25 protein-coding genes and 2 tRNA genes are annotated in these 24,799 nt (G+C 65.2%); 17 read left to right on the top strand and 10 right to left on the bottom strand.

The window, feature by feature from the left end; all coding sequences use genetic code 11:
* Window positions 1-37: 37 nt before the first annotated feature.
* A complete protein-coding gene (locus ACN0TK_RS03100; RefSeq protein ID WP_417307974.1) occupies window positions 38-676 on the bottom strand; it encodes an outer membrane protein in 639 nt (212 codons plus the stop codon).
* A 201-nt stretch (window positions 677-877) separates the two neighbouring features.
* On the opposite strand from ACN0TK_RS03100, the gene ACN0TK_RS03095 reads away from it, so the two are divergent.
* The 3 genes from ACN0TK_RS03095 to ACN0TK_RS03085 all read left to right on the top strand — a co-directional run bounded on the left by ACN0TK_RS03095 (window position 878) and on the right by ACN0TK_RS03085 (window position 3,663).
* The gene (locus tag ACN0TK_RS03095; RefSeq protein WP_417307973.1) at window positions 878-2,164 is read left to right on the top strand and encodes a hypothetical protein; all 1,287 of its coding nucleotides are present in this window, start codon (window positions 878-880) and stop codon (window positions 2,162-2,164) included.
* A gap of 49 nt (window positions 2,165-2,213) precedes the next feature.
* The gene (locus tag ACN0TK_RS03090) at window positions 2,214-3,197 is read left to right on the top strand and encodes an extensin family protein (RefSeq protein ID WP_417307972.1); all 984 of its coding nucleotides are present in this window, start codon (window positions 2,214-2,216) and stop codon (window positions 3,195-3,197) included.
* A gap of 127 nt (window positions 3,198-3,324) precedes the next feature.
* Window positions 3,325-3,663 carry a YciI family protein gene (locus tag ACN0TK_RS03085; RefSeq protein ID WP_417307971.1) on the top strand — a complete coding sequence of 113 codons (339 nt, stop codon included), beginning with the start codon at window positions 3,325-3,327 and terminating at the stop codon, window positions 3,661-3,663.
* Here ACN0TK_RS03085 and ACN0TK_RS03080 read toward each other — a convergent pair.
* From ACN0TK_RS03080 to ACN0TK_RS03070, 3 genes are all read right to left on the bottom strand, one after another.
* A complete protein-coding gene (locus ACN0TK_RS03080; RefSeq protein ID WP_417307970.1) occupies window positions 3,660-4,568 on the bottom strand; it encodes an HNH endonuclease in 909 nt (302 codons plus the stop codon). The genes ACN0TK_RS03085 and ACN0TK_RS03080 overlap by 4 nt on opposite strands.
* Window positions 4,569-4,707: 139 nt before the next feature.
* The gene (gene rsgA / locus ACN0TK_RS03075; RefSeq protein ID WP_417307969.1) at window positions 4,708-5,667 is read right to left on the bottom strand and encodes a ribosome small subunit-dependent GTPase A; all 960 of its coding nucleotides are present in this window, start codon (window positions 5,665-5,667) and stop codon (window positions 4,708-4,710) included.
* Window positions 5,668-5,853, bottom strand: a complete 186-nt coding sequence (locus ACN0TK_RS03070) for a hypothetical protein (RefSeq protein WP_417307968.1) — start codon at window positions 5,851-5,853, stop codon at window positions 5,668-5,670.
* 162 nt (window positions 5,854-6,015) lie between these two features.
* On the opposite strand from ACN0TK_RS03070, the gene uxaC reads away from it, so the two are divergent.
* The 4 genes from uxaC to ACN0TK_RS03050 all read left to right on the top strand — a co-directional run bounded on the left by uxaC (window position 6,016) and on the right by ACN0TK_RS03050 (window position 10,457).
* Window positions 6,016-7,422 carry a glucuronate isomerase gene (uxaC, locus tag ACN0TK_RS03065; RefSeq protein ID WP_417307967.1) on the top strand — a complete coding sequence of 469 codons (1,407 nt, stop codon included), beginning with the start codon at window positions 6,016-6,018 and terminating at the stop codon, window positions 7,420-7,422.
* A gap of 38 nt (window positions 7,423-7,460) precedes the next feature.
* Entirely contained in the window at window positions 7,461-8,189 is a 729-nt protein-coding gene (locus ACN0TK_RS03060) for a FadR/GntR family transcriptional regulator (protein WP_417307966.1), read from the top strand.
* Window positions 8,190-8,212: 23 nt separating this feature from the next.
* Window positions 8,213-8,545 (top strand): cupin domain-containing protein, encoded by a 333-nt coding sequence (locus tag ACN0TK_RS03055; RefSeq protein ID WP_417307965.1) that lies wholly within the window; start codon window positions 8,213-8,215, stop codon window positions 8,543-8,545.
* A 226-nt stretch (window positions 8,546-8,771) separates the two neighbouring features.
* Window positions 8,772-10,457, top strand: coding sequence for a diguanylate cyclase (locus tag ACN0TK_RS03050; RefSeq protein ID WP_417307964.1), 1,686 nt, complete (start codon window positions 8,772-8,774; stop codon window positions 10,455-10,457).
* Between the two features lie 3 nt (window positions 10,458-10,460).
* On the opposite strand, the gene ACN0TK_RS03045 is transcribed toward ACN0TK_RS03050, so the two are convergent.
* Entirely contained in the window at window positions 10,461-11,723 is a 1,263-nt protein-coding gene (locus ACN0TK_RS03045; RefSeq protein ID WP_417307963.1) for an Hsp70 family protein, read from the bottom strand.
* A gap of 153 nt (window positions 11,724-11,876) precedes the next feature.
* Here ACN0TK_RS03045 and ACN0TK_RS03040 point away from each other — a divergent pair, with 153 nt between their 5' ends.
* The 3 genes from ACN0TK_RS03040 to ACN0TK_RS03030 all read left to right on the top strand — a co-directional run bounded on the left by ACN0TK_RS03040 (window position 11,877) and on the right by ACN0TK_RS03030 (window position 15,526).
* The gene (locus ACN0TK_RS03040) at window positions 11,877-12,989 is read left to right on the top strand and encodes an NAD(P)-binding domain-containing protein (protein ID WP_417307962.1); all 1,113 of its coding nucleotides are present in this window, start codon (window positions 11,877-11,879) and stop codon (window positions 12,987-12,989) included.
* Window positions 12,990-13,157: 168 nt separating this feature from the next.
* Window positions 13,158-14,657 carry a cation:proton antiporter gene (locus ACN0TK_RS03035; protein WP_417307961.1) on the top strand — a complete coding sequence of 500 codons (1,500 nt, stop codon included), beginning with the start codon at window positions 13,158-13,160 and terminating at the stop codon, window positions 14,655-14,657.
* A gap of 23 nt (window positions 14,658-14,680) precedes the next feature.
* Complete coding sequence (locus tag ACN0TK_RS03030) at window positions 14,681-15,526, top strand: SDR family NAD(P)-dependent oxidoreductase (RefSeq protein WP_417307960.1); 846 nt, start codon at window positions 14,681-14,683, stop codon at window positions 15,524-15,526.
* Between the two features lie 87 nt (window positions 15,527-15,613).
* On the opposite strand, the gene ACN0TK_RS03025 is transcribed toward ACN0TK_RS03030, so the two are convergent.
* Window positions 15,614-16,231: an outer membrane beta-barrel protein gene (locus ACN0TK_RS03025; protein WP_417307959.1), complete on the bottom strand. Its 618-nt coding sequence runs from the start codon at window positions 16,229-16,231 to the stop codon at window positions 15,614-15,616.
* A gap of 80 nt (window positions 16,232-16,311) precedes the next feature.
* Here ACN0TK_RS03025 and ACN0TK_RS03020 point away from each other — a divergent pair, with 80 nt between their 5' ends.
* Window positions 16,312-16,563, top strand: coding sequence for a hypothetical protein (locus tag ACN0TK_RS03020; RefSeq protein WP_417307958.1), 252 nt, complete (start codon window positions 16,312-16,314; stop codon window positions 16,561-16,563).
* Here ACN0TK_RS03020 and ACN0TK_RS03015 read toward each other — a convergent pair.
* The 3 genes from ACN0TK_RS03015 to ACN0TK_RS03005 all read right to left on the bottom strand — a co-directional run bounded on the left by ACN0TK_RS03015 (window position 16,538) and on the right by ACN0TK_RS03005 (window position 18,658).
* Window positions 16,538-17,782, bottom strand: coding sequence for an FAD-dependent oxidoreductase (locus ACN0TK_RS03015; protein ID WP_417307957.1), 1,245 nt, complete (start codon window positions 17,780-17,782; stop codon window positions 16,538-16,540). The genes ACN0TK_RS03020 and ACN0TK_RS03015 overlap by 26 nt on opposite strands.
* Before the next feature lie 212 nt (window positions 17,783-17,994).
* Window positions 17,995-18,070: transfer RNA gene (locus ACN0TK_RS03010), tRNA-Ala, on the bottom strand.
* 156 nt (window positions 18,071-18,226) lie between these two features.
* A complete protein-coding gene (locus ACN0TK_RS03005) occupies window positions 18,227-18,658 on the bottom strand; it encodes a TIGR02300 family protein (protein WP_417307956.1) in 432 nt (143 codons plus the stop codon).
* A gap of 177 nt (window positions 18,659-18,835) precedes the next feature.
* On the opposite strand from ACN0TK_RS03005, the gene ACN0TK_RS03000 reads away from it, so the two are divergent.
* The 5 genes from ACN0TK_RS03000 (at window position 18,836) to ACN0TK_RS02980 (ending at window position 23,484) form a co-directional block, all read left to right on the top strand.
* Entirely contained in the window at window positions 18,836-19,477 is a 642-nt protein-coding gene (locus ACN0TK_RS03000; RefSeq protein WP_417307955.1) for a (d)CMP kinase, read from the top strand.
* 189 nt (window positions 19,478-19,666) lie between these two features.
* Window positions 19,667-21,343, top strand: coding sequence for a 30S ribosomal protein S1 (gene rpsA / locus ACN0TK_RS02995; RefSeq protein WP_417308139.1), 1,677 nt, complete (start codon window positions 19,667-19,669; stop codon window positions 21,341-21,343).
* Window positions 21,344-21,424: 81 nt separating this feature from the next.
* Complete coding sequence (locus ACN0TK_RS02990) at window positions 21,425-21,931, top strand: GNAT family N-acetyltransferase (protein ID WP_417307954.1); 507 nt, start codon at window positions 21,425-21,427, stop codon at window positions 21,929-21,931.
* A gap of 475 nt (window positions 21,932-22,406) precedes the next feature.
* Window positions 22,407-23,066, top strand: a complete 660-nt coding sequence (locus ACN0TK_RS02985; RefSeq protein ID WP_417307953.1) for a DUF4386 family protein — start codon at window positions 22,407-22,409, stop codon at window positions 23,064-23,066.
* Window positions 23,067-23,148: 82 nt separating this feature from the next.
* Window positions 23,149-23,484, top strand: coding sequence for a hypothetical protein (locus ACN0TK_RS02980; RefSeq protein WP_417307952.1), 336 nt, complete (start codon window positions 23,149-23,151; stop codon window positions 23,482-23,484).
* An 85-nt stretch (window positions 23,485-23,569) separates the two neighbouring features.
* Here the strand turns inward: ACN0TK_RS02980 and ACN0TK_RS02975 are convergent.
* A tRNA-Leu gene (locus tag ACN0TK_RS02975) sits at window positions 23,570-23,654 on the bottom strand.
* Window positions 23,655-23,822: 168 nt separating this feature from the next.
* Between ACN0TK_RS02975 and ACN0TK_RS02970 the strand changes: the two genes are divergently transcribed.
* Window positions 23,823-24,788, top strand: a complete 966-nt coding sequence (locus ACN0TK_RS02970; protein WP_417307951.1) for a complex I NDUFA9 subunit family protein — start codon at window positions 23,823-23,825, stop codon at window positions 24,786-24,788.
* Window positions 24,789-24,799 lie beyond the last annotated feature (11 nt).

The raw sequence follows: 24,799 nt of genomic DNA, 5'->3' as shown, positions 1-24,799 counted from the left end.
GCGTCGTCACCCGACGCAGGCCAGCAAGTTTCCCGCCTCAGAAGTGATAGTTCAGAACGAGCTTGCCGATGTGGCTGTCGAGCTCCTGCTCGACGATGGTCCCCGTCGGTTCGGTATCGGTGGCCGACAGATCGACATAATTGTACGCGGCGCCGATCGAGACGTTTTCGGTGAGGGCCAGATCGATACCGGCGCCAAGGGTCCAGCCATTATAGAACGTGTCGCCGGAGTAGCTGGCGCTGCCTTCGGTATCGGACAGGGTGCCGGTCGCGACGGCCACGCCGGCTAGCCCGTAGAGGGACAGGTCGCCAGTCGACCACCCGAACTTGCCCTGCGCTAGGGCGAGCCCGGTCAACTCGCGCTCGACATAGCGGGGTATGGACGCATTGCCGAAATTTTCCAGCGTCTGGCTGTCGCTCGCATGACCGAAGGAGGCGCTCAGTTCCGCGCCGATGAGCAGGTCGGAACCAGTCGCGAAATTGTAGCCCAGCTGAACACCAGCAACGGGGCCCAGTGAATCGGCATCGGCCAGCACGCCGGAACCGTTGTTGGCCGTGACGTTGCCCGACAATGTGCCCATTGCCGCGCCGGCGTGAATGCCGGCATAGAAACCCGACATGTCCTGGGCCTGCGCCACGGCGCTGGCTGAAATGGCAATCACGGACGTGGCGCACATCAGCGAAAGTGTGGTTCTGCGCGACCGGCGAAAATGGCTGTAAAACATAAAAAAATCTCCTGATAACGATACCAGCCATACGATGATTTCCCTGCCGTCTGAAAGCCACAATCGAGCCGATCCGTGAACCTGCACGAACGATCCCTCATCTCTTCAGCCTTTTCGACCAACCCCTTGGAGTTGGTGCCCCGTGATGTGCAGATGCAGCTGTCCAATATTTCGGCGATGCAACTGCTCGAGAATGGCGACCGGGCGGCGCGAGAAACCTGGCAGCGGGCGCAATTGGGCAATGTGCTGCGCCATGCGGCGCAGAAATCGGCCTGGTGGCGAGAACGTATCCTGTCGGCATCCGACGGCTTCGCCGCGCTGCCGGCCCTGACGCGCGGCGAACTGGCGGCACAGAGCGAGGCGGATGGGAGCCTGGTTCCCGAGGAGAGCGGGGGAAAGAGGAGCTATGCGTCCACAGGGTCGACCGGCACGCCGGTGCGCGTCTACACCAGCGGCGCGAACGGCTATTACAACGTCCAGCGCAGCCTGGCGCAGTATTTCGTCAACGATCTCCCGCTGTCGGAGAACCGGGTGCAGATCAATCCGGCGCTCAATCTGGGCGCCATGCAGGGTCCGGTGGTCGTCCGCCGCAGCGAGAACTGGGCCGGCGATCTGGCGCGGCTCTTCGCCAATGGGACCAATCGCGAGATCATTCACAGCTTCGCCGACGGCGCGATTGAGGACGTTGTCGCGGCCATGCGGGAAGCCCCGGTCGGCTATCTCGTCAGCACCAGCCGCTTCGTCGAACTGCTGCATGAGCATGGCGGCGACGCGCTATTGGCCGAGCTGGGGGTCAAGGCCTGGATGCACACCTCGGACTATCGCAGCGAGGCGATGGTGGCGGCCTTCGCCCGATTGGGCGTTCGCTCCTACGCGAACTATTCCTCCGGCGAGACCGGACCAATCGCCTATGAGTGCCGGCATATGCCCGGCTATTTCCATGTCGCGCATAGCAATGTGATCGTCGAGGCCGACCCCTCCGTCACGGCCGAGTATCAGGGCGCGACGGTTAGCCGGTTGCTGGTGACCGGCCTCAACGCCTATGCCACCCCGATCCTGCGCTACGACATCGGCGACCTCGGGCAGGTGCACCGGCAGTGCCCGTGTGGGCATGATGGCACGACGCTGTCGCACATCTATGGCCGCGGCAAGAGCTTCGTCCGCCATCCGGATGGTCGGCTGATCCCGTTCTATCTGTCCACACGCTCGGTGATGAAAATTGCCGCCTTCGACGAGTGTCGCGTCCGCCAGTACAGCCGGGAGGTCCTGACCGTCGAGATCAGCCGGAAGGATCCGCTTGAGGCAGACGTACGCCAAAAGCTGCGTCAACTCATTCGAACGGCGACGGACACGGCGTTCGAGGTGGAAGTTGTTGTCAGTGACCGGCTGGACTGGTCCCAGGACCTCAAGCGGCTGTTCTTTGCGAGCAAGGTTTCATGACACTGCCTTGCCGCCGCAACCTCCCGGGGGCACAGGACGTTCAGCTGGCATGCGATTTTTGATCCCCCTGATATTTTGCCTGATTGCCGGCCCCGCTTTTGCCCAGGAGACGGCGGCCCCGCCGCCCGCTGCGGGCGACAGCGTTGCTACCCCCGCCAATACCGACGGCCCGCCGCTGCCGCGCAGCCGGCCAGAGGATCTCGGCACGCCATTGCCCGAACCCGAAGCGGCGGCAGAGTCGGCGGCCGAAGCCGATACGCCCGCGGATAGCCCCTCGCCCGAGGCCGCGCCGGAAGGTGAGGAGGGCGTCGCTGAAGCCGTGCCGGACGCGGAGGAGGGCGACGTGCCCCTGCCGCGCCCGCGGCCCGATGCGGCAGCCCCCGATGCAGAACCCCGCGATACCGGTAGCGGCGAAATCCCCGCCGACGAGGTGGTGCAGCAATATGCTGAGCCCGAGGTCACCGCGCCGCCGCGGGTCTATCAGACAGCGTGTCCTGCCATGATGCTCGGCCGGGTCGAGGCGAAAATGCTCGCGCCGATCGCCGACGGGGCCTGCGGCACGCAATCGCCGTTGTCGGTGACCGCGGTGTCCGCCAACGGCCGCATGATACCGCTCTCCAGCGCCGCCATCACCGATTGTGGCATGGCCTCGGCGCTGCCGGTGTGGGTCGAGGCGGTCGACAGCTGGCTCATCGGGCGGGAGAACACCCGGCTCAAGGAGATCATCATCAGCACCTCCTACATGTGCCGCCGCGTTAATAATGCCAAAACCGGTAATCTGAGCTTTCACGCCTTCGCCGACGCGCTCGATATCATGGGATTCCGGCTCGAGGATGGGCGCACGGTGATGATCGACGGCGGCTGGAGCGACCCGGATGCCTTCGAGGGCCGGTTCCTGCGCTATGCGCACGGCGCTGCCTGCTCGAGCTTCACCACCGTGCTCGGGCCCGAGGCCAATGCGCTGCACGGCGACCATTTCCACATCGACCTCGGCTGCCACGGCAAGAGGTGCACTGCGCGGATTTGCGAATAGCGGCGGACGCGCGCGGGCGGCCAAAGAAATTTCTGTCGCCTTTTGTCGATATCGCGCAGGCTGCGGCGTCGGGTAGGTGACGTGTAGGCGCGGTGCCGGCACGATAGCACCAAAAAGGGACAGCCCCATGCCGCAATTCCTGGTCGCCATTCAGCACCCCGTCGACTACGACGGCTCGGCCGAACCCCCTGAGATGGGGGAAGAGATTTCCGCCCTCAATCGCGAAATGACCGAGGCTGGCATCCGGCTTTTCGCCGGCGGCCTGCAGCCGGGCACGCGGGCCAAATCGGTCCGCAGGGGGCCGAACGGCGCCCTCAGCGTCACCGACGGCCCCTATGCCGAAACCCGTGAGATGATCGGCGGCTTCTGGATCCTCGAGGTCGCCGACATGGATGCGGCGCTCGGCTGGGCCAAAAAGGCCGCTGTCGCCTGCCGCGTCCCGGTCGAGGTCCGGGCGTTTCACTAGTGCTTGAAGCAGTTCTCGCGGTGCCAAGCGAGGAACGCGGGGTGTGGACGGTCTCGGGCCAACTCCGGGCCGATCAGGCGGCCGCTGCGGTTGATTAGGCCCTCCACGCTGTCGCGATCGTTGACCTGGCGAGAAATGCTGATCGTCAGGTCATCTTCAACCGCGATCATCCCGCGGTCAAACATCCAGTGCGCGGTGCCCGAGAGCGCAATGCCATTGGTGACGATGTCCGGGCCATTGGCTTCGACGGAGCGGATATGCGCTGCATCGACTTCGGCGCGCCCGCCGCCATTGATCAGTTTGATTCCAGTGACAGCACAGCGGGCGTCATAGGCGCGCAGCACCACCTTGCGGAACACGCGGTCGCGCACAATGCGTGATCCAAGCGTTGGGATGCGGATACGGTCGTCGAGCGCGAATTGCGCCTGATCGGCGTCGTTCCACTGAAACGGTTCGAGCTGCGGCGTCGCGGCGTCGACCCTTGGTAGAACCAGGTCGGTCTCGTCAGTTCCCCGGCTGACGATCCGGTTGAAATCGCCCGGCGACAGCGCCCGAACCGCCGCTTGCCGGGTCCCCGAGAAGCCCCCTTGCGCATTGACCAATCCGGTTTCGGCAGGGCCATCGGGCAGGTTGAAAGGCACGGGTTCTGCAAATTCGAGATATGAGCCCGGCGTAATCAGCGCGAGGTACATGTCCTGTGCGCTGGTATCCGGGACAATATCTTGGACCTGAGCGACGGCGTAGTAGCCGCGCGACTGAGGCACCTTGGTAGGTTCGTAATAAATGACCCAGTCGCCGACACAGCGTTCGGCGCGGCCGAGATACTGCTTCGGAAACTGGTACCGCGTCGCCGGGCTATCCGCGTAGATCGAGTCCGCTCGGTGAATGAATATGCCGAAACCCATGTACCGCTCCCCGACCCAACGCCACGCTATGCGCCGGGTGGCACCACCGCAATTGTTCAGTCGCGTATTTGGAAAGGGCTGGAGAGCAAACAAACGGGAGGCCGCACCGTCGCCAGGCGCGCATCTGCGCACGGCGCCGCTACCGCCCGCCACGGCTTTCGCTCTGGAGTTTCTGCCAGCGCTTGAGGCGCTCCGGGTCGAGTGTGCCGTTGGCGACGGCCTTGAGGACGGCGCAGCCGGGTTCGTGGGTGTGGCTGCAGTCGCGGAACTTGCACAGCGGCGCGAGTTCGGTGATCTCGGCGAACAGCAGGTCGATGCCTTCGGCCATGTCCTTGATGTGGAGGCTGCGGATGCCCGGCGTGTCGATCACCCAGCCGCCGCCGGCCATCGGATGCAGCGAGCGCGCCGTGGTGGTGTGCCGGCCGCGCGCATCGCTGGCGCGGATGGCGCCGGTGGCCTGCCAGTCTTCGCCGATCAGCGTGTTGACCAGCGTCGACTTGCCGACGCCCGACGAGCCGACCAGCGCGACGGTGGCCCCCGGCCCGCACCAGGGCGCCAGCGCCTCTGCCGCATCGGCGGCGCGCGCATTGACGGTGACCACCGCCAGGTCGCGCTGCAGAGCGGCGGCCTCGCGTGCGAAGCGTTCGGGATCGTCGGCGGTATCGGCCTTGGTGAGCACGATCACCGGATCGGTGCCCGCGTCATTGGCAAAACTCAGATAGCGTTCGAGCCGGGCCGGGTTGAAATCGGCATTGCACGAAGCGGCGATGAACAGCGTATCGACATTGGCGGCGACCAGCTGGAGCGGCCGGCGGCCTTCGCTGGGCCGCTGCAGCAGCGTCTTGCGCTCGAGCAGCCGGTCGCAGAGACCGGTTGCCGGATCGATGAGCACCCAGTCGCCGACGGCGAATTCGGCCGTACTGGTATTGACCGGCGGCTCGAGCCTGATCTGGCCCTTCGGCGTCAGGGCGGACAGTCGCCCGCGATGCACCGCGTCGATGCGCGCCGGCGCCAGCGCTTCATCGTCTGTGGTCAGCTGATCTGCGAAAAACCCCGACCAGCCGAGCCGCGCCAGCGCTGCATCGCGCGCCGCCGTCATCTAGTCCTCGGACGGGGGCGTGCCAGGCGTATCCCCGGCATCGGCGTCTTCGGCCGGCTTTGCCTTGGCCTCGGCCTTTTCCGCAGCCTTGATCTTCTTCAGCCGTTCGCGTTCGCGTCGTTCGAAGTCGTAATTGGGCTTGCGCGCCATGGTGCCTCGCTGGTTGTGCGGCAGGGGTCCTGCCACGGGCCCAAGTACCTGAGCCTTCGGGCGGCAAAACACAAGCCGCAGGCCGTGCCGGGGCGGGATCGGCTGGGCAAAGTTCCCGCTTTGCAACGCTGAGGCGCCCCTCATGCGTTGACATCGCGCGTCTGCTTGGTAACCAGTTGGTTAGGTGGAGGGACTGACTTGACGATACTACACGACGACCGGCTGTTTGACGCCGAGCCGAAGGCGCGCGGCGTGGCGCGGGCACTTTATGAAACGGTGAAGGACCTGCCGCTGGTTTCGCCGCACGGCCATACCGATCCGCGCTGGTATGCCGAGAACGCGCATTTCCCCGATCCCGCCCAATTGCTGATCGTGCCGGATCACTACGTGTTCCGCATGCTGTTCTCGCAGGGCGTCCGCCTCGAGGATCTCGGCGTGCCGACCGCCGATGGCAGCGCGGTCGAAACCGACGGGCGCACCATCTGGCGCCGCTTCGCCGAAAACTACTATCTGTTCCGCGGCACGCCGACCCGCATGTGGATGGACCATACGTTGGCCACCCTGTTCGGCATCACCGAGCGCCTGACCCCGGCGAACGCGGACGCGACCTATGACCGGATCGCCGAACTGCTGCTGACCGACGCCTACCGGCCGCGCCAGCTGTTCGAGCGCTTCAATCTCGAGGTGATCTCCACCACCGACGCGGCGCTCGACGACCTCAGATGGCACGAAATGATTGCCCAGAGCGGCTGGAACGGCCGCGTCGTGCCGGCCTATCGCCCGGATTCGGTGGTCGACCCCGATTTCGACGGCTTCGACCAGAACCTCGACCGGCTGGGCGAGATCACCGGCGAAGATACCGGCAGCTGGGCCGGCTATCTCGAGGCGCATCGCCAGCGCCGGGCGTTCTTCATCAAGCATGGCGCCACCTCGTCCGATCACGGGCATCCGACGGCCGATACTGCCAACCTGTCGGCCAATGCGGCTTCGCTGCTGTTCGACAAGGTGCGGACGGGCACGGCAAATGCCGCCGAAAAGGCCCTGTTCCGCGCCCAGATGCTGACCGAAATGGCCAAGATGAGCGTCGATGACGGGCTGGTGCTGCAGATCCATCCGGGCTCGTGGCGCAATCATTCCCCTGCGATGATGACGCGCTTCGGCCGCGACAAGGGCTTCGATATCCCGACCCAGACCGATTACGTCGGTGCGCTGAAACCGCTGCTTGACGTCGTCGGCACCGAGCCGGACCTGTCGGTGATCCTCTTCACCCTCGACGAAACCTCCTATGCGCGCGAACTGGCGCCGCTGGCGGGCGTCTATCCTGCGCTGAAGCTCGGCCCGCCCTGGTGGTTTCACGACAGCCCGGAGGGCATGCGGCGCTTCCGCGAGATGGCGACCGAAACGGCGGGGTTCTACAATACCGTCGGCTTCAACGACGACACCCGCGCCTTCCCCTCCATCCCGGCCCGGCACGATGTGGCGCGCCGTATCGATTGCGCTTTCCTCGCGCGGCTCGTCACCGAGCATCGATTGGAGGAGGACGAAGCGCACGAAGTGGCGCATGATCTCGCCTATCGCCTGGTCAAGCAGGCGTATCGGCTGTGAGCCCGACCCCCGGGATCGCCGCGGGAGGGTTTAACGACATGCGCAGGTCTGCAGCGCCGCGCGAAAAGCTCTCGGTGCGCGTCGCCGAGACGCTGCGCGAGCAGTTGATGCGGGGCGAGCTCTCGGCCGGCGAGAAACTGCCCACCGAGCAACGGCTGACCGAGATCTTCGGCGTGTCGCGCACCGTGGTGCGCGAGGCGATCGCCACTCTTGCGGCCGATGGGCTGGTGGTGCCGCGCCAGGGGGCAGGGGTGTTCGTTGCCGACCACCCGCTGCCCAGCTTCGGCGCCATGGCGGGCGAACTGGCGCGCCGGGTCTCGAATGCGCTCAACATGCTCGAAGTGCGGCTGGCGATGGAGGTGGAGGGCGCCGCGCTGGCGGCCGAGCGCCGCAACCCGACCCAGGAAGCCGAGATGCACGAGGCCTATCTGGAGTTCGATCGCCTGCTGCGCGAGGGCAAGCAGACCGGGCCGGCCGATTTCGCCTTTCACCGCGCCATCGCCCAGGCGACAGGCAATCCGTTCTATGTCGAACTGCTCGACGCCATGGGCCGGCGCGCCATCCCCGGCGATGTCGGCTCGATCTATCCCGGCGACCCGGCGCGGGAAGCCGAGATGCTGGCAACCGTGCATCGCGAGCATCTGGACGTCCTGACCGCCATCGGTGATGGCGACCCGGACAGGGCGCGCAGCACCATGCGGCTCCATCTGGTCAACAGCCAGGAACGCTATCGCGAGCACCAGCGCCGCCGCGCCACGCCCGCCTGATCCGCAAATCGAGGAAGTGCCCCATGTCCGCCCCGAAACTCTTTGCCGGCCCGCATGAGGGCAAGCTGACCCGGCTCGACGGATCGACCCGCCGGGTGATCCTCGATCTGCCCGAACTGATGCTGGTCGAGTTCAGCTTCGAAGCCGGTGCCGTCGGCGCTCCGCATACGCACCCGCATGTCCAGAACTCCTATGTCGCCGAAGGACGCTTCGAGGTCACGATTGGCGATGAGACGCAGATCGTTGCCGCAGGGGGCGGTTTCATCGTGCCCTCCGGCGTCACCCACGGCGTCGTAGCGCTGGAGCCGGGCCGCCTCGTCGACAGTTTTACCCCGCGCCGCGATGACTTTCTGTAAGGATCGCCGCCGTAGAACGGCTTAGCCGGACTTCTGTCTGCTAAGGCTTGCGAAGACTTTGTTAACCACGACTTGAGTGATTGACTAGGAACAGGAAGTAATCGGTCTCCCCACCTTACGCGCTTTGCGTTACCCATGCGGCGACGTGAGGGGATGGCGAGTGAATCGGATAGTTTCCAGATTGGGCGTGTGGCGGGACAGGCTCAGTCTCGGCCAGCAGACTGCCATGCTTCTGGTCACACTCTGCGTCCTTGTGGTGGCGACCTGCGTCGGGATTGTCGCCGACATTGCCCGCAACCAGGCCGTGGACCGCGCCAGCGCGCAGATGTCGGCTTTCAGCGCCAACATCACCTCAGGTCTCGACCGCATCATCAGCGGACACGTTCGCTCCGTAACCGATGTCGTCGGTCTCGAGCCGCTTGAGCCGGTCTTCAGAGCCGGCGGCGCGCCGCTGCGCGACATGTTCGAAGGCCTTCAGCGCGCACACCCCGAATTCGTCTGGATCGGCTTTGCCGGCACCGATGGCCGTGTCGATGCGGCGACCGGCGGGCTGCTGGAAGGCGAGTCGGTGGTCGGCAGCGCGTGGTTTTCGGACGGTCTGCAGCGGCCGACACTCGTGGATGCGCATTCCGCCGAGTTGCTGTCCGACCGCCTGCCCGTCAATAGCGCGGCCGGACCGGGCCGGCTTCTCGATATCGCGCTGCCGGTTCTGGCAAAAGACGGGCGGCAGATTGGCGTGCTTGGCACGCATGTGGACCTGGCACATCTCGACGCGAGCCGCGCCGGCGTTCTCGCGACACTCGACGCCGACTTGCAAAACGACTTGTGGATTCTTAGGGCCGACGGGCGTGTGCTGTTCGGGCCCGGCTATGGCACGGCACCGCTGCCACCCGAGCGCATCAACGCCATCACGACCGGGCACCCTACCGTGTTTATCGATGACACCGGCCCGCGGACCATCACCGCAGCAACCAGAATGGCGCTTCAGGTCGGGGGCAAGCCACTAGGCTGGATCGTGGTGGCACGGCGCCCCGTGGCGACGGCTTTTGCTGATGCCGACGCCCTGTCGATGACGATACTGGGCGTGGGCGTGCTGATCGCGCTGCTGGCCAGCATGCTGGGCGTCGTACTGGCTCGGCGTCTAACGAGCCCGCTGCGCCAGCTAGCCGAGCAGGTCGACCGCATCGGGCGCACCCCCGACGCCACGATGATCGAGCGCGAACATGGCTCGAGCGACATTCGGCAGCTCTCGACCTCCATCCGCGCCCTGCTGCGCCGCCTGGGCACCGCTGAGGACGCGGGAGAAAGTGCGCGCGCGGCGGCAGCCCAGTTGCAGCAGCACATGGACGAGCGAACCCGTCGGCTTGGCGAGCGCATCTCCAACCTGCAGGTGCTGGCCGACACCGATCCGCTGACGCAATTGCTCAACCGCCGGGCCTTCCTGACATTTGCGGAAGAAGCGATGGTTCAGTTCAACCGCAGCGGCCACGACTTCGGCATGCTGATCATCGACATCGACCACTTCAAGCGGGTCAATGACACCTATGGCCATGCGGTGGGCGATGACGTGATCACCTTCGTCAGCCAGGCCATCGAGCAGGAGGTGCGCCACGGCGACAAGGTGGCGCGCTTCGGCGGTGAAGAGTTTGTCGTCTTGCTGAGCAAGATCGACAAGGAAGGCGTCGAGCTGATCGCCGAACGGATCCGCTCACGCATCGCCTCGCGCCGCTATGTCGCGCGCGACCATGTCGCTGTTTCCGTCACCGCCTCGATCGGCGTGGCGCTGGCAAGCCGTGACGACCGCGACGTGTCCGATCTGATCGAGCGCGCGGACCGCTCGCTCTATGCCGCCAAGTCCGGTGGACGAAATCAGGTGATCGTGGCGCGTCGCGCCGTCTCCGACGCCGCCTGAGCCTCAGTCACCGAAGCGGCGCTTCGCATCGAGCGCCAGCCCCAGCCCCACACTGCCGAACGCGTCGGTTTCAACCGCCTTTGCTGCCGGAAACAGCGCCTTGAGCACGCGCCCAACGGCCGGTACGCGCGTCGAGCCGCCGGTCAGGATCAGCGTGTCGATCCGTTCGCCCGCAACCCCCGCTGCCGCCAGCGTCCGGGCAATCGCTTCGGCGATCGCGCTGGTGGCACTGTCGAGGGCCTCGGTCAGCTCGCTGGCAGTAATGCCGGTTTCGAGACGCACATCCGGCGTCGTGAAGCGGAACAGCGTCTGGTCAGCCTCGCTGAGCGCGATCTTGGCCTCTTCGACCCGGCCGGCCAGCCGGTGCCCCTGGCGTTCCTCGACCAGCGCCACCAGTGCCGCGACGAGATCGGGGTGCTGCGCTTCCTTTTGCGTGCTGCGCAGCTCGGCCAGCATTTTCGCACTGTAGAGCCGGTTGATCCGGTGCCAGGTGGCGAAATCATAATAGGGCGCGACGGGCAGGTTGCGCTTGCCGTCGGCTGTGCCGGTGCCCAGCCCCATCAGCGGCATGACTTTCTTCAAAGATAGCAGCCGGTCGAAATCGGTGCCGCCGACATGAACGCCCCCGGTGGCGAGGATATCGCTTTGCCGGTCGAGCGATCGCGCCCGCTCGGGCGACAAGCGGATCACCGTGAAATCCGAAGTGCCGCCACCGATATCGGCGACCAGCCCCAGTTCCTCGCCCGAGACCTGCTGCTCATAGTCGAGCGCCGCCGCGATGGGCTCGAACTGGAACTCGACCTCGGAGAACCCCTGGGCTCTCACGGCTGCCGCCAACTGGTCCTGTGCTGCGGCATCGGCGCTGTCATCGTCATCGACAAAACGCACCGGCCGCCCGCAGACCACCGCACGCGTCTCCTCACCCAGCGCTGTCTCGGCCCGCGCCTTCAGCTGCGCGATGAACAGGCCGATGATCTCGCCAAAGCCGTAAGCGTGCTGTTTGACCCGGGTACGATCGGCGAACAGCGTCGTGCCGAGCACGCTTTTCAGCGCCCGCATCAGCCGCCCGTCGATGCCGGAGACATATTGGCTGACCGCTTCGCGGCCGAAATAGATGCCCGGGTCCTCGAAGGAGAAAAAGAGCGCCGAGGGCAGGGTGGGCCGATCGTCCTCAAGCGGCAGCAGGCGGGGCGCGCTGCCTTCGGTTGCCACGGCGAAGGTGGAGTTTGAGGTGCCGAAATCCATGCCGCAGTGCACACGCGTCATTGTCTGTCTCATCGCTGAAAGGGCTGTGGTCGCGACCGGGCACATGGGCGGTCGGCGAGCGGGGTCGGTGCAATCGGAAATTTTGCCGCGCAAGTCAAGCCGCAGGGGACGCACCGCTTGCACTTGCCGGGGCCGCGCCCCCATATCCCGGCAATGAGTGACCCCGCCGCCGCGCCGACAGCGATTGCCAAAAACATCGCCATCAAGACCGAGATCGTGGTGATCGGCGCCGGACAGGCGGGCCTGTCGACCGCCTATCATCTGGTGCAGCGCGGGCTGAAACCGGGCGCGGGCTTCATCATTCTCGATGAAGCGCCCCAGGCCGGCGGCGCCTGGCAGTTCCGCTGGCCCTCGCTGACGCTGTCGACCGTCAACCGCATTCACGACCTTCCGGGCATGCCCTTTTCCGATGCCGTCGACACCAGTGCGGAAACGCTGGAGGCCGCCGCCGCCGTGCCGCGCTATTTCGCAGCCTATGAAGAGCGCTTCGGGCTCAATGTGGCGCGGCCGGTTGAGGTGGAAACGGTGACCGAACGCAACGGGCGCTTCCGGGTCGAGACCGACCGCGGCGCCTTCGCTGCCCGCGGTCTCGTCAATGCCACGGGCACCTGGACCCGGCCCTATATCCCCGACTATCCGGGCCAGGACCGATTTCGCGGCCGACAGCTGCACACCCGGGACTACCAGACCGCCGAGGCCTTTGCCGGGAAGCATGTGGTGATCGTTGGCGCCGGCATTTCCGCCATCCAACTGCTCGACGAGATCTCGCAGGTGACCGCCACCACCTGGGTGACCCGCCGCCCGCCGGTCTTCGCCGAGGGGCCGTTCGACGTCGAACAGGGCCGCGCCGCCGTAGCGCAGGTCGAAAAAAGGGTGCGCGCCGGCCTGCCGCCCAATTCGGTGGTCTCGGTCACCGGCCTGCACATGACCCCGCGCATTGCCGCGATGCGCGCGCGCGGCGCGCTCGAGCGCCAGCCAATGTTCGCCGAGCTCACCGAGACCGGCATCCGCTGGGCCGATGGCCGCGAACAGGCGGCCGATGTGATCCTGTGGTGCACCGGCTTTCGCTCGGCGCTCGATCATCTGGCGCCGCTCTATCTGCGCGAAGCCTCGGGCGGCATCACCATGACCGGCCGGCTCGCGACCGAGGTGGCCAAAGCCCCGCGCATCCATCTCGTCGGCTATGGCCCGTCCGCCTCGACCATCGGCGCCAATCGGGCCGGCGCCGTCGCCGCGCGGGAACTGATGGAAACGCTCGCGCTTTAGCTCTGGCCAGGGGCGGCAGAGGGCGCGCTGGCGCAACCGCGCTTGGCGATGTGCTTGAGGATGCTCTAACATCTGAATCGGCCGGCACGGCCGCCGAACCTTCCCCGGCGCATGCCGGCGCCATCACCGCACAGCCCAGGCGCGCCATCGCCGCTGCAGGAGAGCTTCATGGAAGACATGTCCCACAGCGTGCCGCTCGTCGAGATTGCCATCGTCGTCGTGGTCGCGGTGGTCTCCGGGCTAATGCTGATCCGGCTGAAACAGCCGCCACTGGTGGGCTATATTCTTGCCGGCGTGGTGCTCGGCCCGACCGGCCTGGGACTGGTCGAAAACAGCGAGGGCGTGTCGGCGCTGGCCGAAATGGGCCTGCTGCTGCTGCTGTTCTTCATCGGCACCGAGCTGTCGCTAAAGGCCTTCGTCGCCACCATCGGCCCGGCGCTGACCGTCGCTATCGGGCAATTGACCGCCGGTGTCGTCCTCGGCGCGGCGATCGCTTTTGCCATCGGCACTACCTTCGCCGAAGGCCTCGTTCTGGGCTTCATCCTCACGCTGTCGAGCACCGTGGTGGCGATGAAGATGCTCGACGACATGGGCGCGCTGCGCCGCAAGCCCGGCCGGATCGCGGTCGGCGTGCTGATCGCCCAGGACATTGCCGTCGTCCCCATGCTCATTCTCGTCTCCTCGCTGGGGCAGGAGGGCGAGATCAATCCCGGCGAACTGGCGCTGAAGATCGGCCTCGCCGTCGGCTTGCTGACGCTGCTGCTGTGGTGGCTGGGCCGCAGCCCCAAGTTCAAGATGCCCTTCGACGCGCAACTGGGCGACAGCACCGAACTGCTGGCGCTGGTTTCGCTGGCGCTCTGTTTCGGGGCGGCGGCGATATCCGGTCTGGCGGGTCTGTCGCCGGCCTATGGCGCCTTCATCATCGGACTGATCATCGGCAATTCGACGCTGCGCAACCGGGTGATCCCGGTGATCGAACCGATCCAGAGCGTCTTGGTCGTGGTGTTCTTTCTCTCGATCGGCCTGCTCATCGACCTCGGCTTCGTCTGGGGCAACCTGCTCCTCGTGCTGTTTGCCGCGCTGATCGTCATCGCCATCAAGACCGTGCTCAATGTCGCGCTGCTGCGGCTCACCGGTTCGGACCGGGAGACGGCGCTGATCGCCGGCCTTTCGATGGCGCAGATCGGCGAGTTCTCCTTCGTCCTCGCGGCGGCGGGCCTCGCGGCGGGCGCGATGAGCGATGACCTGTATCGTCTCGCCATCGCCGTGACCGCCATCACCCTGTTGCTGTCGCCGGCCTGGTCGGCGCTGATGCACCGGGTCGAGACCCTGAGGCTCGAAAGCTATGCCTCCTATCGCCTCGCCCTTGCCGAGGCCTATGCCGACGAGATCGGCAATGTGCAGAACGGGCTGTGGTGGCTGAAAGTGCGCTACCGCGCCTGGCGCCGGGCCCACCCGGCAAAGCGCGATGCGGCAAAGACCGAGACCGCCGAGGCGGCGCCCGAACCGGCGGAAGAGCCCAATACGGTTGCTACCGCGCCAGCAGTCGTACCGTCTGCGGCAGACGATCAGATGATGGGGCCACAGAAGCCTGCCTCTGCAGATGCCGAGCCGGACACGGAAGCGCCAGCGACACCAGCGGACGACGAGACGCCGCGCAAGGCGTGAACCAGAAACTCAGGGAGGCAGGAATGGCCGAGGCTTTTGCAAAGGACGGCGTGGCCGTCATCACCGGTGGCGCCAGCGGCATTGGCCGTGCGGCCGCCCGACGGGCTGCGGCGACCGGCATGCGCGTGGTCATCGCCGACATGAACGAGGCCAAGCTGGCCGCCACCGCGGACGAACTGGCGGAGACGCTTGGCGCGGACAACGTCATGGCAAAGGTGCTGGATGTCGCGTCGGTCGACGCCATGACCGCACTGGCGGGCGAGGTGGAAACCCGCTTCGGCGCGCCGACCCTGCTGATGAACAACGCTGCGGCCTTCGTTTCCGGTGGCGCCGGCGGCATTCTCGACCCGGTCGAGAACTGGCAGCGCCTGTTCGCCGTCAACGTGCTCGGCATCGTCAACGGTGTGCAGGCCTTCCTGCCCAAGATGCTGTCAGCCGGGCGCCCGGGGGCGATCGTCAACACCGGCTCCAAACAGGGGCTGACCAGCCCGCCCGGCAATCCGGCCTACAACACTTCGAAAGCCGCGGTGAACGCCTATAGCCAGAACCTGGCGCGCGATCTGCGCGAACGCCCCGACTGCCAGGTGACGGCGCACCTGCTGATCCCCGGCTGGACCACGACGGGCGACGCTACGCACAAGCAGGGCGCCTGGCTGCCGGAGCAGGTCATCGGGTTCATGGCAGACGTGATGGCGCGCGACGCCTTCTTCATCCTGTGCCCGGACGACGAGACCCCGCCCGAGACCGACCACAAGCGCATCTACTGGAATGCGATGGACATCATCCTCGACCGCCCGGCGCTATCGCGCTGGCATGCCGATTTCAAGGAGGCTTTCGCCGCCTTCATGCAGCGCGATCTGCCGAAGTGACGGGGGCAAGGCCGATGGCGCGCAACCAATGGCCTGCCAAAAGAAAGGCCCCCGTGCGGGGGCCTTGGAAAAGCGCTGCGACTTGAATCAGAAGTCGAACTTGACACCCGCGAGAACGGAAGTGGTGCCGATCTGCTCGTCGTCAATGCGTTCGAAAGACTCCACGTGGCGTATTTCGCCCACCAGGCTCACAGCATCAGCGACCTGAGCGGTCACACCGGCCTTCAGGAGATAGCCAGCCCCCCAGCCTTCAGCCTCGACGGCTCCGCCAATCTCTTCGTCACGCAAATAGACGCCACCAAGACCGACGGCTCCATAGACGGAGAAGGTGTCGTTGAGATCGACAGTGTACTTCAAGGCCGCCATGGCGCTCGCTGTCGTCACGTTGTACTCGTCATTCTCGTCAGGAGACGAATCCCGCGAGGCGTAGAACAGGTCACCTTCAAGCGACAGACCATCGATACCGGTGGCAAAGCCAAGCACGCCGGCCACAGCCCAGCCAGCGGCATAATCGTATTCATCATCGGTGTCGTAGATCATTGTAGCCGGGAGTGCGGCGCCGCCGAGAAACTCGGCGTAGACGCCTGTCTCATGGGCGGGCGCCATTGCCATCGGAGCGGGCGTGTCGATGATCAGATCAGCGGCCAAGGCGGGCATAGACAGGGCGAATAGTGCAACGCCCCCCAGCAGGGCAGATCTTGTCATGAATTCGGTCCTTACAGAGGTATGTTGATTCGGTATCGACTAGCACTATTGCTTATGGCCGACTCTGCTGTCCAACGTGTTTGGGGAAGCGCCGCACAATTTTGCTAGCGGTGTCACCGGCGCGCAACGGTTTCGGCGCATCGGTCGCGACCGACAAGAGACAGATCACTGTTTCGGTGCCAGTAGTTCTTTCGCACGCTGCGAATACCCACCACAAGCGCATCTACTGGAATGCGCTGGACATCATCCTCGGCCGCCCGGCGCTGTCGCGCTGGCATGCCGATTTCAAGGAGGCTTTTGCCGCCTTCATGCAGCGCGATCTGCCGAAGTGACGGGGGCGAGGCTGATGGCGCGCAAGGGACGCAGCATCTGGCCCGAAACCAGCTGCGCCAGCAGCGCGGCAACGGGGGGCAGCTTTCCGATACCGGAGACGAGGACGTCGCGGACGAACGGCAGGGTCCGGCTGTCGGACTGGTAAAAAGGCGTCAGCGCCAGCGACATGAATTGGTAGAACCGCACGTGCCAGCGGCGGAACCGGCAATAGAGCTCCAGCGCTTCCGCGACGGAGCCGGCGCGGTCGAGGGCCGTCGCCAGCGCCGCCGCATCGAGCAGCGCCATATTGGCGCCCTGGCCGAGTTGCGGGCTGGTGCAATGGGCGCTGTCGCCGACAAAGCCGATGCCGGTGCCGGCGGGCACTCGCAGGGTTTCATGCGCATAGCGGGCAAGGTTCATCTGTTCGAAGCTCGCCATATGGCTCAGATGCGGCGCAGTCTCCGGCCAGTGTGACAGCACCTCGTCGTGCCAGGCGGCAATGCCCCGCGCCCGCAACCCGTCATAGCTCTCCGGCTTGAGGCTCCAGAAGAACGCGGCGAGCTCCGGGCCGTCGCCGGTTTGCCTTCCAACCGGCAGCACGCCGATCATCACGCTCGATTTGCGATAGCGCTGGCTGAGGGCGTGCCGGTCGAACCCCGAATCGACCCACGGAACGGTGCTCCAGATTGCCCCATAGGTGAGCGGCCGTGGTTTGGGGGGAAAGCGCGCCGCCACCCGCAAGGGGGATCGCGCGCCCGAGGCATCGACGATCAGATCGAACGGCCCCTCGCGCCCCCTATCGCTCTGCAGCCAATGGCCGGTCTCGCCTGTTGTCATCGCGGTGGCGGTGAACCCCGTGACCAGCGCGATGCCCTTTCGCTGCACGGCACTATGCAGCACATTGAATAGCGCCGCGCGGTGGACCGCCAGCGCATGGACATTGGGTCCGAGCGGCGCATAGCCGACGTCGAGCACTGTGCGACCCGAGCGCGAATCCGTGCCGGTCAGCCGATCCACTCGGGCACCCAGCTGGCCGATCTGACCGTCCAGCCCGAGCGCCTGCAGCACCGCGAGCCCCGTCGGTTGCAGCATCAGGCCCGAGCCAACCGGATGCGCGGTGTCGAAGCGCTCGAAGACCGTGGCCCTGTGGCCCGCCCGGTGCAGGAACAGCGCCGTGGCGAGACCGCCCGGTCCCGCGCCGACGATTGCGATGTCGAGCTGATTGCGCAGGTTCGCCATCCCCTCCAAGCCAGGGCCACCCGAAAGCACTCCGGTCCCACATCGCGTCAGCAAGACACGGCGGGTCCGCACGGGCAAGGCCCCGCAGGGTGGCGCGCGCCGGCGAGGCGTCTTGTGGTGCGCAGCAGAAGCCGCCCGACAGCGCTCAAGCGCCGGGTCGTTCTACGATGCAGCGGGAGTGTGGTGGTGTCTCAGCCCTGGCGGGTGAGGAATGGTGGAGCCAGACGGAATCGAACCGACGACCTCTTGCATGCCATGCAAGCGCTCTCCCAACTGAGCTATGGCCCCATCCGTGATCTACCTCGATCACATCCGGCGACGCGGCGGGCAGGACCCTTTGCGTCTTTGGGATTTGCACTGCGGCGGTTTCCGTCGCAGCGCGGTGCTATCTACCCATCTGGCCCGGCGGTTGCAAGAGCCTATTTTGGGTTTTTGTGACGCCGCTTAGCGGTCGTCGGTATCGTCCTTGACCGGGAAGTCCAGATCGTCGTCGTCATCCTCGTCTTCTTCGAGGAAAACGTCGGCATCGTCCTCGCCGAGATCTTCGACATCGTCATCGACGCCATCCACATCGGGGATGTTCTCGCTGTCGGTATCGTCACCGGATTCCTCGGCGTCGGCTTCCTCGAGCGAAACGATCTCCGGGCCATCGGGCGCGGCCTCGGCCACGACTTCCAGCTCTTCCTCTTCCTCTGCGACCGGCTTTTCCTTCACTTCGGCCGCAGCCTTGTGACGGACCGCAACGGTCTCTTCGAAGAAGGAACGTGGATAGGATTTACCGGTATAGGGCGATACGATCGGATCCTTGTTCAGATCGTAGAACTTCTTGCCGGTTTCGGGATCTTCCCGTTTGGTCCCGCGAGCATCCTTGTCCAATTGCAGCCTCTTTACATTTGCGGGGCAAGCCCCACCGGGTAAGCGGCTCGGTTAGGGTGAAAGCCCGGCCCTGTCAAACCCTAATTGGCCCATTTGCGGGTGAGCGGCGCCCGGGCTGGCAGAAGGGCCGCACTTGATGTTAACACGGCGCCGGTTTGGGACCGCGCGGGGACGGGCATGATCATTGCAGTGGATGGACCGGCCGCGTCCGGCAAAGGGACACTGGCCGAAGGCCTCGCCGAGCACTACCAGCTGCCGCATCTCGATACCGGGCTGCTCTATCGTGCCGTCGGGCTGATGGTTGCCGACGACCTCGAAAGCCCTGATTTCACCGAGCGCGCCATCGCCGCCGCCCGCGCCCTGAAGCCGGGCCAACTGCCAGAACGCAAACAGCTCACTAGCGCCGGCGCCGGCGTCCTGGCCTCGCATGTGGCGGTCATCCGCGAAGTGCGCGAGGCGATGCGCGACTATCAGCGCAATTTCGCCCTGCAGCCGGGCGGCGCCGTGCTCGACGGGCGCGACATCGGCACCGTCGTCTGCCCCGAAGCCGATGTGAAGCTGTTCATCGTCGCCGATTCCAAGGCCCGCATGGAGCGCCGTGCCCGTCAGCTCGAGGCACGCGGCCTCACCGTCGACCGCTACGCGCTCTATCACCAGATCGAGGAGCGCGACGCGCGCGACAGTGCCAACCCTAACGGCGGCTTCTACAAGGCCGACGATGCCCACTTGCTGGATACGACGCTTCTCGATATACAGGCCGCACTCCGCGCAGCCGTCGCCATCGTCGACGGGGTCGTGGCACGTCGGGAGAAGCCCTGAGCTTCCAATCCAATTCCGATGGCCGGATCCCCGTTCTGAGGCAGACCACCAGGCGGCGGATTTCATCCACTAGACTCATGGCTCGCGCGCCGGCGCACCGGATCGTTCGTATCGAACGATGGCAGACGGGCCATTTCACACAAGCCACCGGGCGCAATGGAGAAGATTTTGGCAGTTGAAACTGTATCCATGGACGATTTCGAGTCCATGCTGATGGATTCCTTCCTTGAGAACGAGCCGCTGGAAGGCGCCGTTGTCAAGGGACGGGTCGTGGCGATCGAGAAGGATCTCGCCATCGTCGACGTCGGTCTCAAGACCGAGGGGCGCGTTGCGCTCAAGGAATTCGGCCAGGCCGGCCGTGACGGCACCATCCAGGTCGGATCGGAAGTCGAGGTCTATGTCGATCGCGTCGAGAACGCGGTTGGCGAAGCCGTTCTCAGCCGTGAAAAGGCCCGCCGCGAAGAAAGCTGGGTCAAGCTCGAGGATCTGTACGCCAAGAACGAGCGCGTCGAAGGCATCATCTTCAACCAGGTCAAGGGTGGCTTCACCGTCGACCTCGAAGGTGCCGTGGCCTTCCTGCCGCGTTCGCAGGTGGATATCCGCCCGATCCGCGACATCGGCCCGCTGATGAATGTGCCGCAGCCCTTCCAGATCCTGAAGATGGACAAGCGTCGCGGCAATATCGTCGTGTCGCGCCGTGCCATTCTCGAGGAAAGCCGCGCCGAGCAGCGTTCCGAGATCGTCCAGCAGCTCGAAGAGGGCCAGGTTGTCGACGGCGTGGTCAAGAACATCACCGATTACGGTGCGTTCGTTGATCTCGGCGGCATCGACGGCCTGCTGCACGTCACCGACATCGCCTGGCGCCGAGTCAATCACCCGACCGAAGTGCTGTCGATCGGCGAGACCATCAAGGTGCAGATCGTCCGCATCAACCACGAGAGCCACCGCATCTCGCTGGGCATGAAGCAGCTGCAGGCTGATCCGTGGGATGGCATTGCCGCCAAGTACCCGGTCGGCGCCAAGTTCACCGGCCGCGTGACCAACATCACCGACTACGGTGCATTCGTCGAGCTGGAGCCGGGCATCGAAGGCCTGATCCACGTCTCGGAGATGAGCTGGACCAAAAAGAACGTCCACCCGGGCAAGATCGTCTCCACCTCCCAGGAAGTGGAAGTCATGGTGCTCGAGGTCGATCCCGACAAGCGCCGCATCTCGCTCGGTCTCAAGCAGACCCTGTCGAACCCGTGGGAGAGCTTCGCCGAGAAGTTCCCGATCGGTGCGACCATCGAAGGCGAAGTCAAGAACAAGACCGAATTCGGCCTGTTCATCGGCCTCGACGGCGATGTCGACGGCATGGTGCACCTGTCCGATCTCGACTGGCAGAAGCCAGGCGAACTGGCCCTCGAAGAGTACAACCGTGGCGACATGGTTCAGGCTCGGGTGCTGGACGTCGATGTCGACAAGGAACGCATCTCGCTGGGCATCAAGCAGCTGTCGGCCGGCGATGCCGTCGACACCGGCGGTGATGGCATCCGCAAGGGCTCCGTCGTCACCGGCATCGTGACCGAGGTCAACGATGGCGGCATCGAGGTGAAGATCGAAGGTGGCGAGATGACTGCGTTCATCCGTCGTGCCGATCTCAGCCGCGACCGCAACGACCAGCGTCCGGAGCGTTTCTCCAAGGGCGAGAAGGTCGACGCGCGCGTCACCGTCTTCGACCGCAAGACCAGCCGCATCAACCTCTCCATCAAGGCGCTGGAAATCGCCGAGGAGAAGGAAGCCGTGGCCAATTACGGTTCGTCGGACTCGGGCGCTTCGCTCGGCGACATCCTGGGCGCTGCCCTCAAGGATCGCGAACAGAACTGAGCCTCGCCTCCTGTCGGAGGTTGAGTGCCGCAAATCCTGGGCTCGCACTTCGGTGCGGGCCCTTTTTCCGGGGGCTCGATAATGCTGCACAAGACGGTCGCCTGGCGCGCCATGACCGGCTACGACATGGCCGAAGTCGAAAAGATCGCCGATGTCGTTCATCCCGATTTCTTCGAGGCGCCCGAGGTGCTGGCCGAGCGTCAGCTGCTCTACCACAATGGCTGCTACCTGCTGGAGATCACCGACAAGCCCGCCGGCTATGTCATCTCCCACCCCTGGCGCTATGGCACGCTGCCGGCGCTGAACACGCTGCTCGAGCGCCTGCCGGCCGAGCCCGACACCTATTACCTGCACGATCTCGCGCTGCTGCCAGTCGCCCGCCGCGTCGGCGCCGCCAGCCAGATCGTCAGCGCGCTGATCAAGCATGCCGAAGTGGGCGGCTATCCCACCATGACCCTGGTTGCTGTCAACGGCTCGGTGCCCTTCTGGCAAAAGCATGGCTTCGTCGTCGCCGAAGTGCCCGATCTCTACGGCAAGCTGCTGAGTTACGAAGAGGGCGCCCGCTACATGGTCAAGCGGCTCGACTGAATCGCGTCGGCGAGAGCGAAAGTTGTCTTCCTCAGTCGGAATATTCAACGCAGCGTGTCTTTGTGGCTCTTGGCCGTCCGTTCGACGTCCGAGACGAAGCGCGATCCGTGTGCCCCAATCAACCGAATAACGCGCAGCATCCGGCGCTGGGCTGTTTCACGTATCCGTATTACCCCTCAGGCGGGCGATCCATATCTGTAAATCGTGCTGCGTAGATCACGTTATACTAGTCTGACGTTGTCATTTTCGAAGACGGCGTTATCATAATACGCGTGATGGTCGGTGGCTGCTGGGAGTCAGTCGCCGATTCGGAACGTGGTTCAAAGCGCAGCCGCTGCGTGACTTGTCCATAGCGGACCCGCAATCCATTCCGCCATCGCGTGAGGAGCCCGTCATCGTCGTGTGGTGACGCGCGCGTGCAGAACTGGCGTAGGAGGTTGAGGGGATGCGGCGATTTGGCGGAGTGGCTGCGATCGTGCTTGCGCTCGCATCGGCGATAGCGATCGTTTTATCAAATGTCGTGCTCACGCCCGCCGGGTTTAACGACCCCACTGCCGATGTCTTTGCCGTCTACACCAACCACCGGACTTCCGTTTACCTGTGGTTCCTGCTGACGGGCATCGTCATGGCGCTGCTGCTCATCCCGGTCAGTGTGGCGCTCGCCTACGAGATCCGCCACCGCGCGGAAATGCTCGCCTATGTCATTCTGGGGTTCAGCCTGCTCTGGGCGACGGCGCGTTTCGCGACGGGCTTGCTTGGCACCACCAGCCCCGATTTCGTCACGGACCTTTCGCGCATCAGCCGCGAGGATGCCATGGATGTCTACAATGTCCTGACGGCCTTTGACCGGGCGCTCAACCAGGGCGATACGATCCTCGGCGGCCTCTGGCTCGTGCTGATGAGCTTTGCCCTGCTGCGTGGAGGTCTGCCACGGCCGCTGTGCTATCTGGGCATCGCCGTCGGCGTCGCCGGCATCTCGCCAGTAGTGCCGCCCCTCGCGATCCAGGGCGCCAGTGTGTTCCTGCTCGGCAGCACGCTGTGGTTCGGCCTTGCGGGTTTGGCCATGGTGCGCTCCGCGCCGTCGCGCCGGTACAGCCCGCACCAGACAGACTCGCGGCACATTCCGGCAGAATAGCTCGCGCGCAGCAATGCGCAGCCCTCTCGAAACATGATCTTCAGCATTGCGGGCAAGACTATTGACCAGCTGAGGGCTGGCCATGTCGAAGAGATTTGTCATGCTGAGCGCGCTTGCGCTGCTTCTCTATACCGGTGCCGCGAGCGCCGCGCAGTTCCGTGATGACGGGTCCTTCGTGCATTACGAATATCCGCCGCCCGAGATGCAGCGCACTGCCACGGGCCTGCCGTCCTTCGTGATCCTGCCGGGTGCACCGGGTTTCCTGAAGGTCACACGGCGACACTATGGCGCCGGCAGCGCAGGTGCAGCCATCACCGATGACCGCAACTGCGACAGCTTCGCCGGACCGGTTCAGATCGTCAACGGCAACGATCCGTACAATCTCGACGCCGACAACGACGGCATCGGCTGCGAATAGCGCCGCTGCCCGGACCACCGGCACGCCATACGCCCCAAACGCAAAACGGCCCCCCTTGCGGGAGGCCGTTTTTGGCGCTGGCCATTGGTGCCCTGGAGAAGACTCGAACTTCCACGTCTTGCGACACACGGACCTGAACCGTGCGCGTCTACCAATTCCGCCACCAGGGCAATCCGATGGGGCGCGCGTCTCCTAGGCAATGGCCCGCAGCTTGTCAATGCGCCCTGTGCAGCGAAGCGAAACTTTGTGTCGCAGATGCAGGCGCGCACCCCACTCGACACATCGGGGGACGCGCGCTATTAGGCCTTGGCCTAACGCGAAAACGGAGCCCCGCGCCCATGCAACCTTCCGACACTGTCGTCACGGTTTTCGGTGGCTCGGGCTTTATCGGCACCCAGATGATCCAGTTGCTGGCCCGCAAGGGCTGGCGCGTGCGGGTGGCGGTGCGCCGCCCCGATCTGGCCGGTCACGTGCGCCCGCTGGGTACCGTCGGCCAGGTGATGCCGATCCAGGCCAATATCCGCAATCTCGAATCGGTGCAGCGCGCCGTGCACGGCGCCGATATCGTCATCAATCTCGTCGGCGTCGGCCATGAGAGCGGCAAGCAGCGCTTCCGCGCCGTGCACACCATGGGCGCCCGCAATATCGCCCAGGCCGCCACGGCCGCCGGCGTCAAATCGCTGGTGCAGGTCTCGGCCATCGGTGCCGACACGCAAAGCGTCTCCGCCTATGCGCGCTCCAAGGCGCTGGGCGAGGAAGAGATTCTCGCCGGCTTCCCCAATGCGATCATCCTGCGGCCCTCGATCGTCTTCGGCTCGGGCGATGGCTTCTTCAACCTTTATGGCGCCCTGTCGCGCCTGTCGCCGGTGCTGCCGCTGATCGGCGGCAAGACCCGCTTCCAGCCGGTCTATGTCGGCGATCTGGCCGAGGTGATCGTTCGCGCCGCTGAAGGTGCCGTGCCCGGCGGCCGCATCTACGAGATCGGCGGCCCCGAGGTCGTCACCCATCGCGAGGTGCTGGAGACCGTGGTGGCCGAAACCCAGCGCGGCAACCTGATCCTGCCGATCCCGGCAGGGCTCGGCAAGCTGATGGCCGTGCCCTTCGCCATCCTGCCCTTCCCGCCGCTGATCACCTCCGATCAGGTGGACCTGCTGCAGGTCGACAATGTCGTCTCGGACGAGGCGATTGCCGAGAACCGCGATATCTCCGCCTTCGGCATCGTGCCGACCGCCATCGAGGCGATCGTGCCGAGCTATCTGTGGCGCTTCCGCAAGAACGGCCAGTTCGACCGCCAGACGGTCTGATCCCGCGCAGG

Origin of the sequence: Devosia sp. (assembly GCF_048261455.1) — a bacterium.
In the GTDB taxonomy this organism is placed as follows: Bacteria; Pseudomonadota; Alphaproteobacteria; order Rhizobiales; family Devosiaceae; genus Devosia_A.
The sequence above is the reverse complement of the archived record's forward strand: the minus strand, read 5'-3'. Positions and strand labels throughout refer to the sequence as shown.

What these genes read in the sequence shown, in the direction of transcription:
- ACN0TK_RS03035 (WP_417307961.1), top strand. Translation starts at nt 13,158, where the DNA reads ATGGAAGACATGTCCCACAGCGTGCCGCTCGTCGAGATTGCCATCGTC.
- ACN0TK_RS03080 (WP_417307970.1), bottom strand. Translation starts at nt 4,568, where the DNA reads ATGGGTTTCGGCATATTCATTCACCGAGCGGACTCGATCTACGCGGAT.
- ACN0TK_RS03030 (WP_417307960.1), top strand. Translation starts at nt 14,681, where the DNA reads ATGGCCGAGGCTTTTGCAAAGGACGGCGTGGCCGTCATCACCGGTGGC.
- rsgA (WP_417307969.1), bottom strand. Translation starts at nt 5,667, where the DNA reads ATGACGGCGGCGCGCGATGCAGCGCTGGCGCGGCTCGGCTGGTCGGGG.
- ACN0TK_RS03060 (WP_417307966.1), top strand. Translation starts at nt 7,461, where the DNA reads ATGCGCAGGTCTGCAGCGCCGCGCGAAAAGCTCTCGGTGCGCGTCGCC.
- ACN0TK_RS02980 (WP_417307952.1), top strand. Translation starts at nt 23,149, where the DNA reads ATGTCGAAGAGATTTGTCATGCTGAGCGCGCTTGCGCTGCTTCTCTAT.
- ACN0TK_RS03045 (WP_417307963.1), bottom strand. Translation starts at nt 11,723, where the DNA reads ATGACGCGTGTGCACTGCGGCATGGATTTCGGCACCTCAAACTCCACC.
- ACN0TK_RS03100 (WP_417307974.1), bottom strand. Translation starts at nt 676, where the DNA reads ATGTGCGCCACGTCCGTGATTGCCATTTCAGCCAGCGCCGTGGCGCAG.
- ACN0TK_RS03095 (WP_417307973.1), top strand. Translation starts at nt 878, where the DNA reads ATGCAGCTGTCCAATATTTCGGCGATGCAACTGCTCGAGAATGGCGAC.
- ACN0TK_RS03090 (WP_417307972.1), top strand. Translation starts at nt 2,214, where the DNA reads ATGCGATTTTTGATCCCCCTGATATTTTGCCTGATTGCCGGCCCCGCT.
- ACN0TK_RS03040 (WP_417307962.1), top strand. Translation starts at nt 11,877, where the DNA reads ATGAGTGACCCCGCCGCCGCGCCGACAGCGATTGCCAAAAACATCGCC.
- ACN0TK_RS03015 (WP_417307957.1), bottom strand. Translation starts at nt 17,782, where the DNA reads ATGGCGAACCTGCGCAATCAGCTCGACATCGCAATCGTCGGCGCGGGA.
- ACN0TK_RS03000 (WP_417307955.1), top strand. Translation starts at nt 18,836, where the DNA reads ATGATCATTGCAGTGGATGGACCGGCCGCGTCCGGCAAAGGGACACTG.
- ACN0TK_RS03055 (WP_417307965.1), top strand. Translation starts at nt 8,213, where the DNA reads ATGTCCGCCCCGAAACTCTTTGCCGGCCCGCATGAGGGCAAGCTGACC.
- ACN0TK_RS03050 (WP_417307964.1), top strand. Translation starts at nt 8,772, where the DNA reads ATGCTTCTGGTCACACTCTGCGTCCTTGTGGTGGCGACCTGCGTCGGG.
- ACN0TK_RS02990 (WP_417307954.1), top strand. Translation starts at nt 21,425, where the DNA reads ATGCTGCACAAGACGGTCGCCTGGCGCGCCATGACCGGCTACGACATG.
- ACN0TK_RS02970 (WP_417307951.1), top strand. Translation starts at nt 23,823, where the DNA reads ATGCAACCTTCCGACACTGTCGTCACGGTTTTCGGTGGCTCGGGCTTT.
- ACN0TK_RS03025 (WP_417307959.1), bottom strand. Translation starts at nt 16,231, where the DNA reads ATGACAAGATCTGCCCTGCTGGGGGGCGTTGCACTATTCGCCCTGTCT.
- ACN0TK_RS03085 (WP_417307971.1), top strand. Translation starts at nt 3,325, where the DNA reads ATGCCGCAATTCCTGGTCGCCATTCAGCACCCCGTCGACTACGACGGC.
- rpsA (WP_417308139.1), top strand. Translation starts at nt 19,667, where the DNA reads ATGGACGATTTCGAGTCCATGCTGATGGATTCCTTCCTTGAGAACGAG.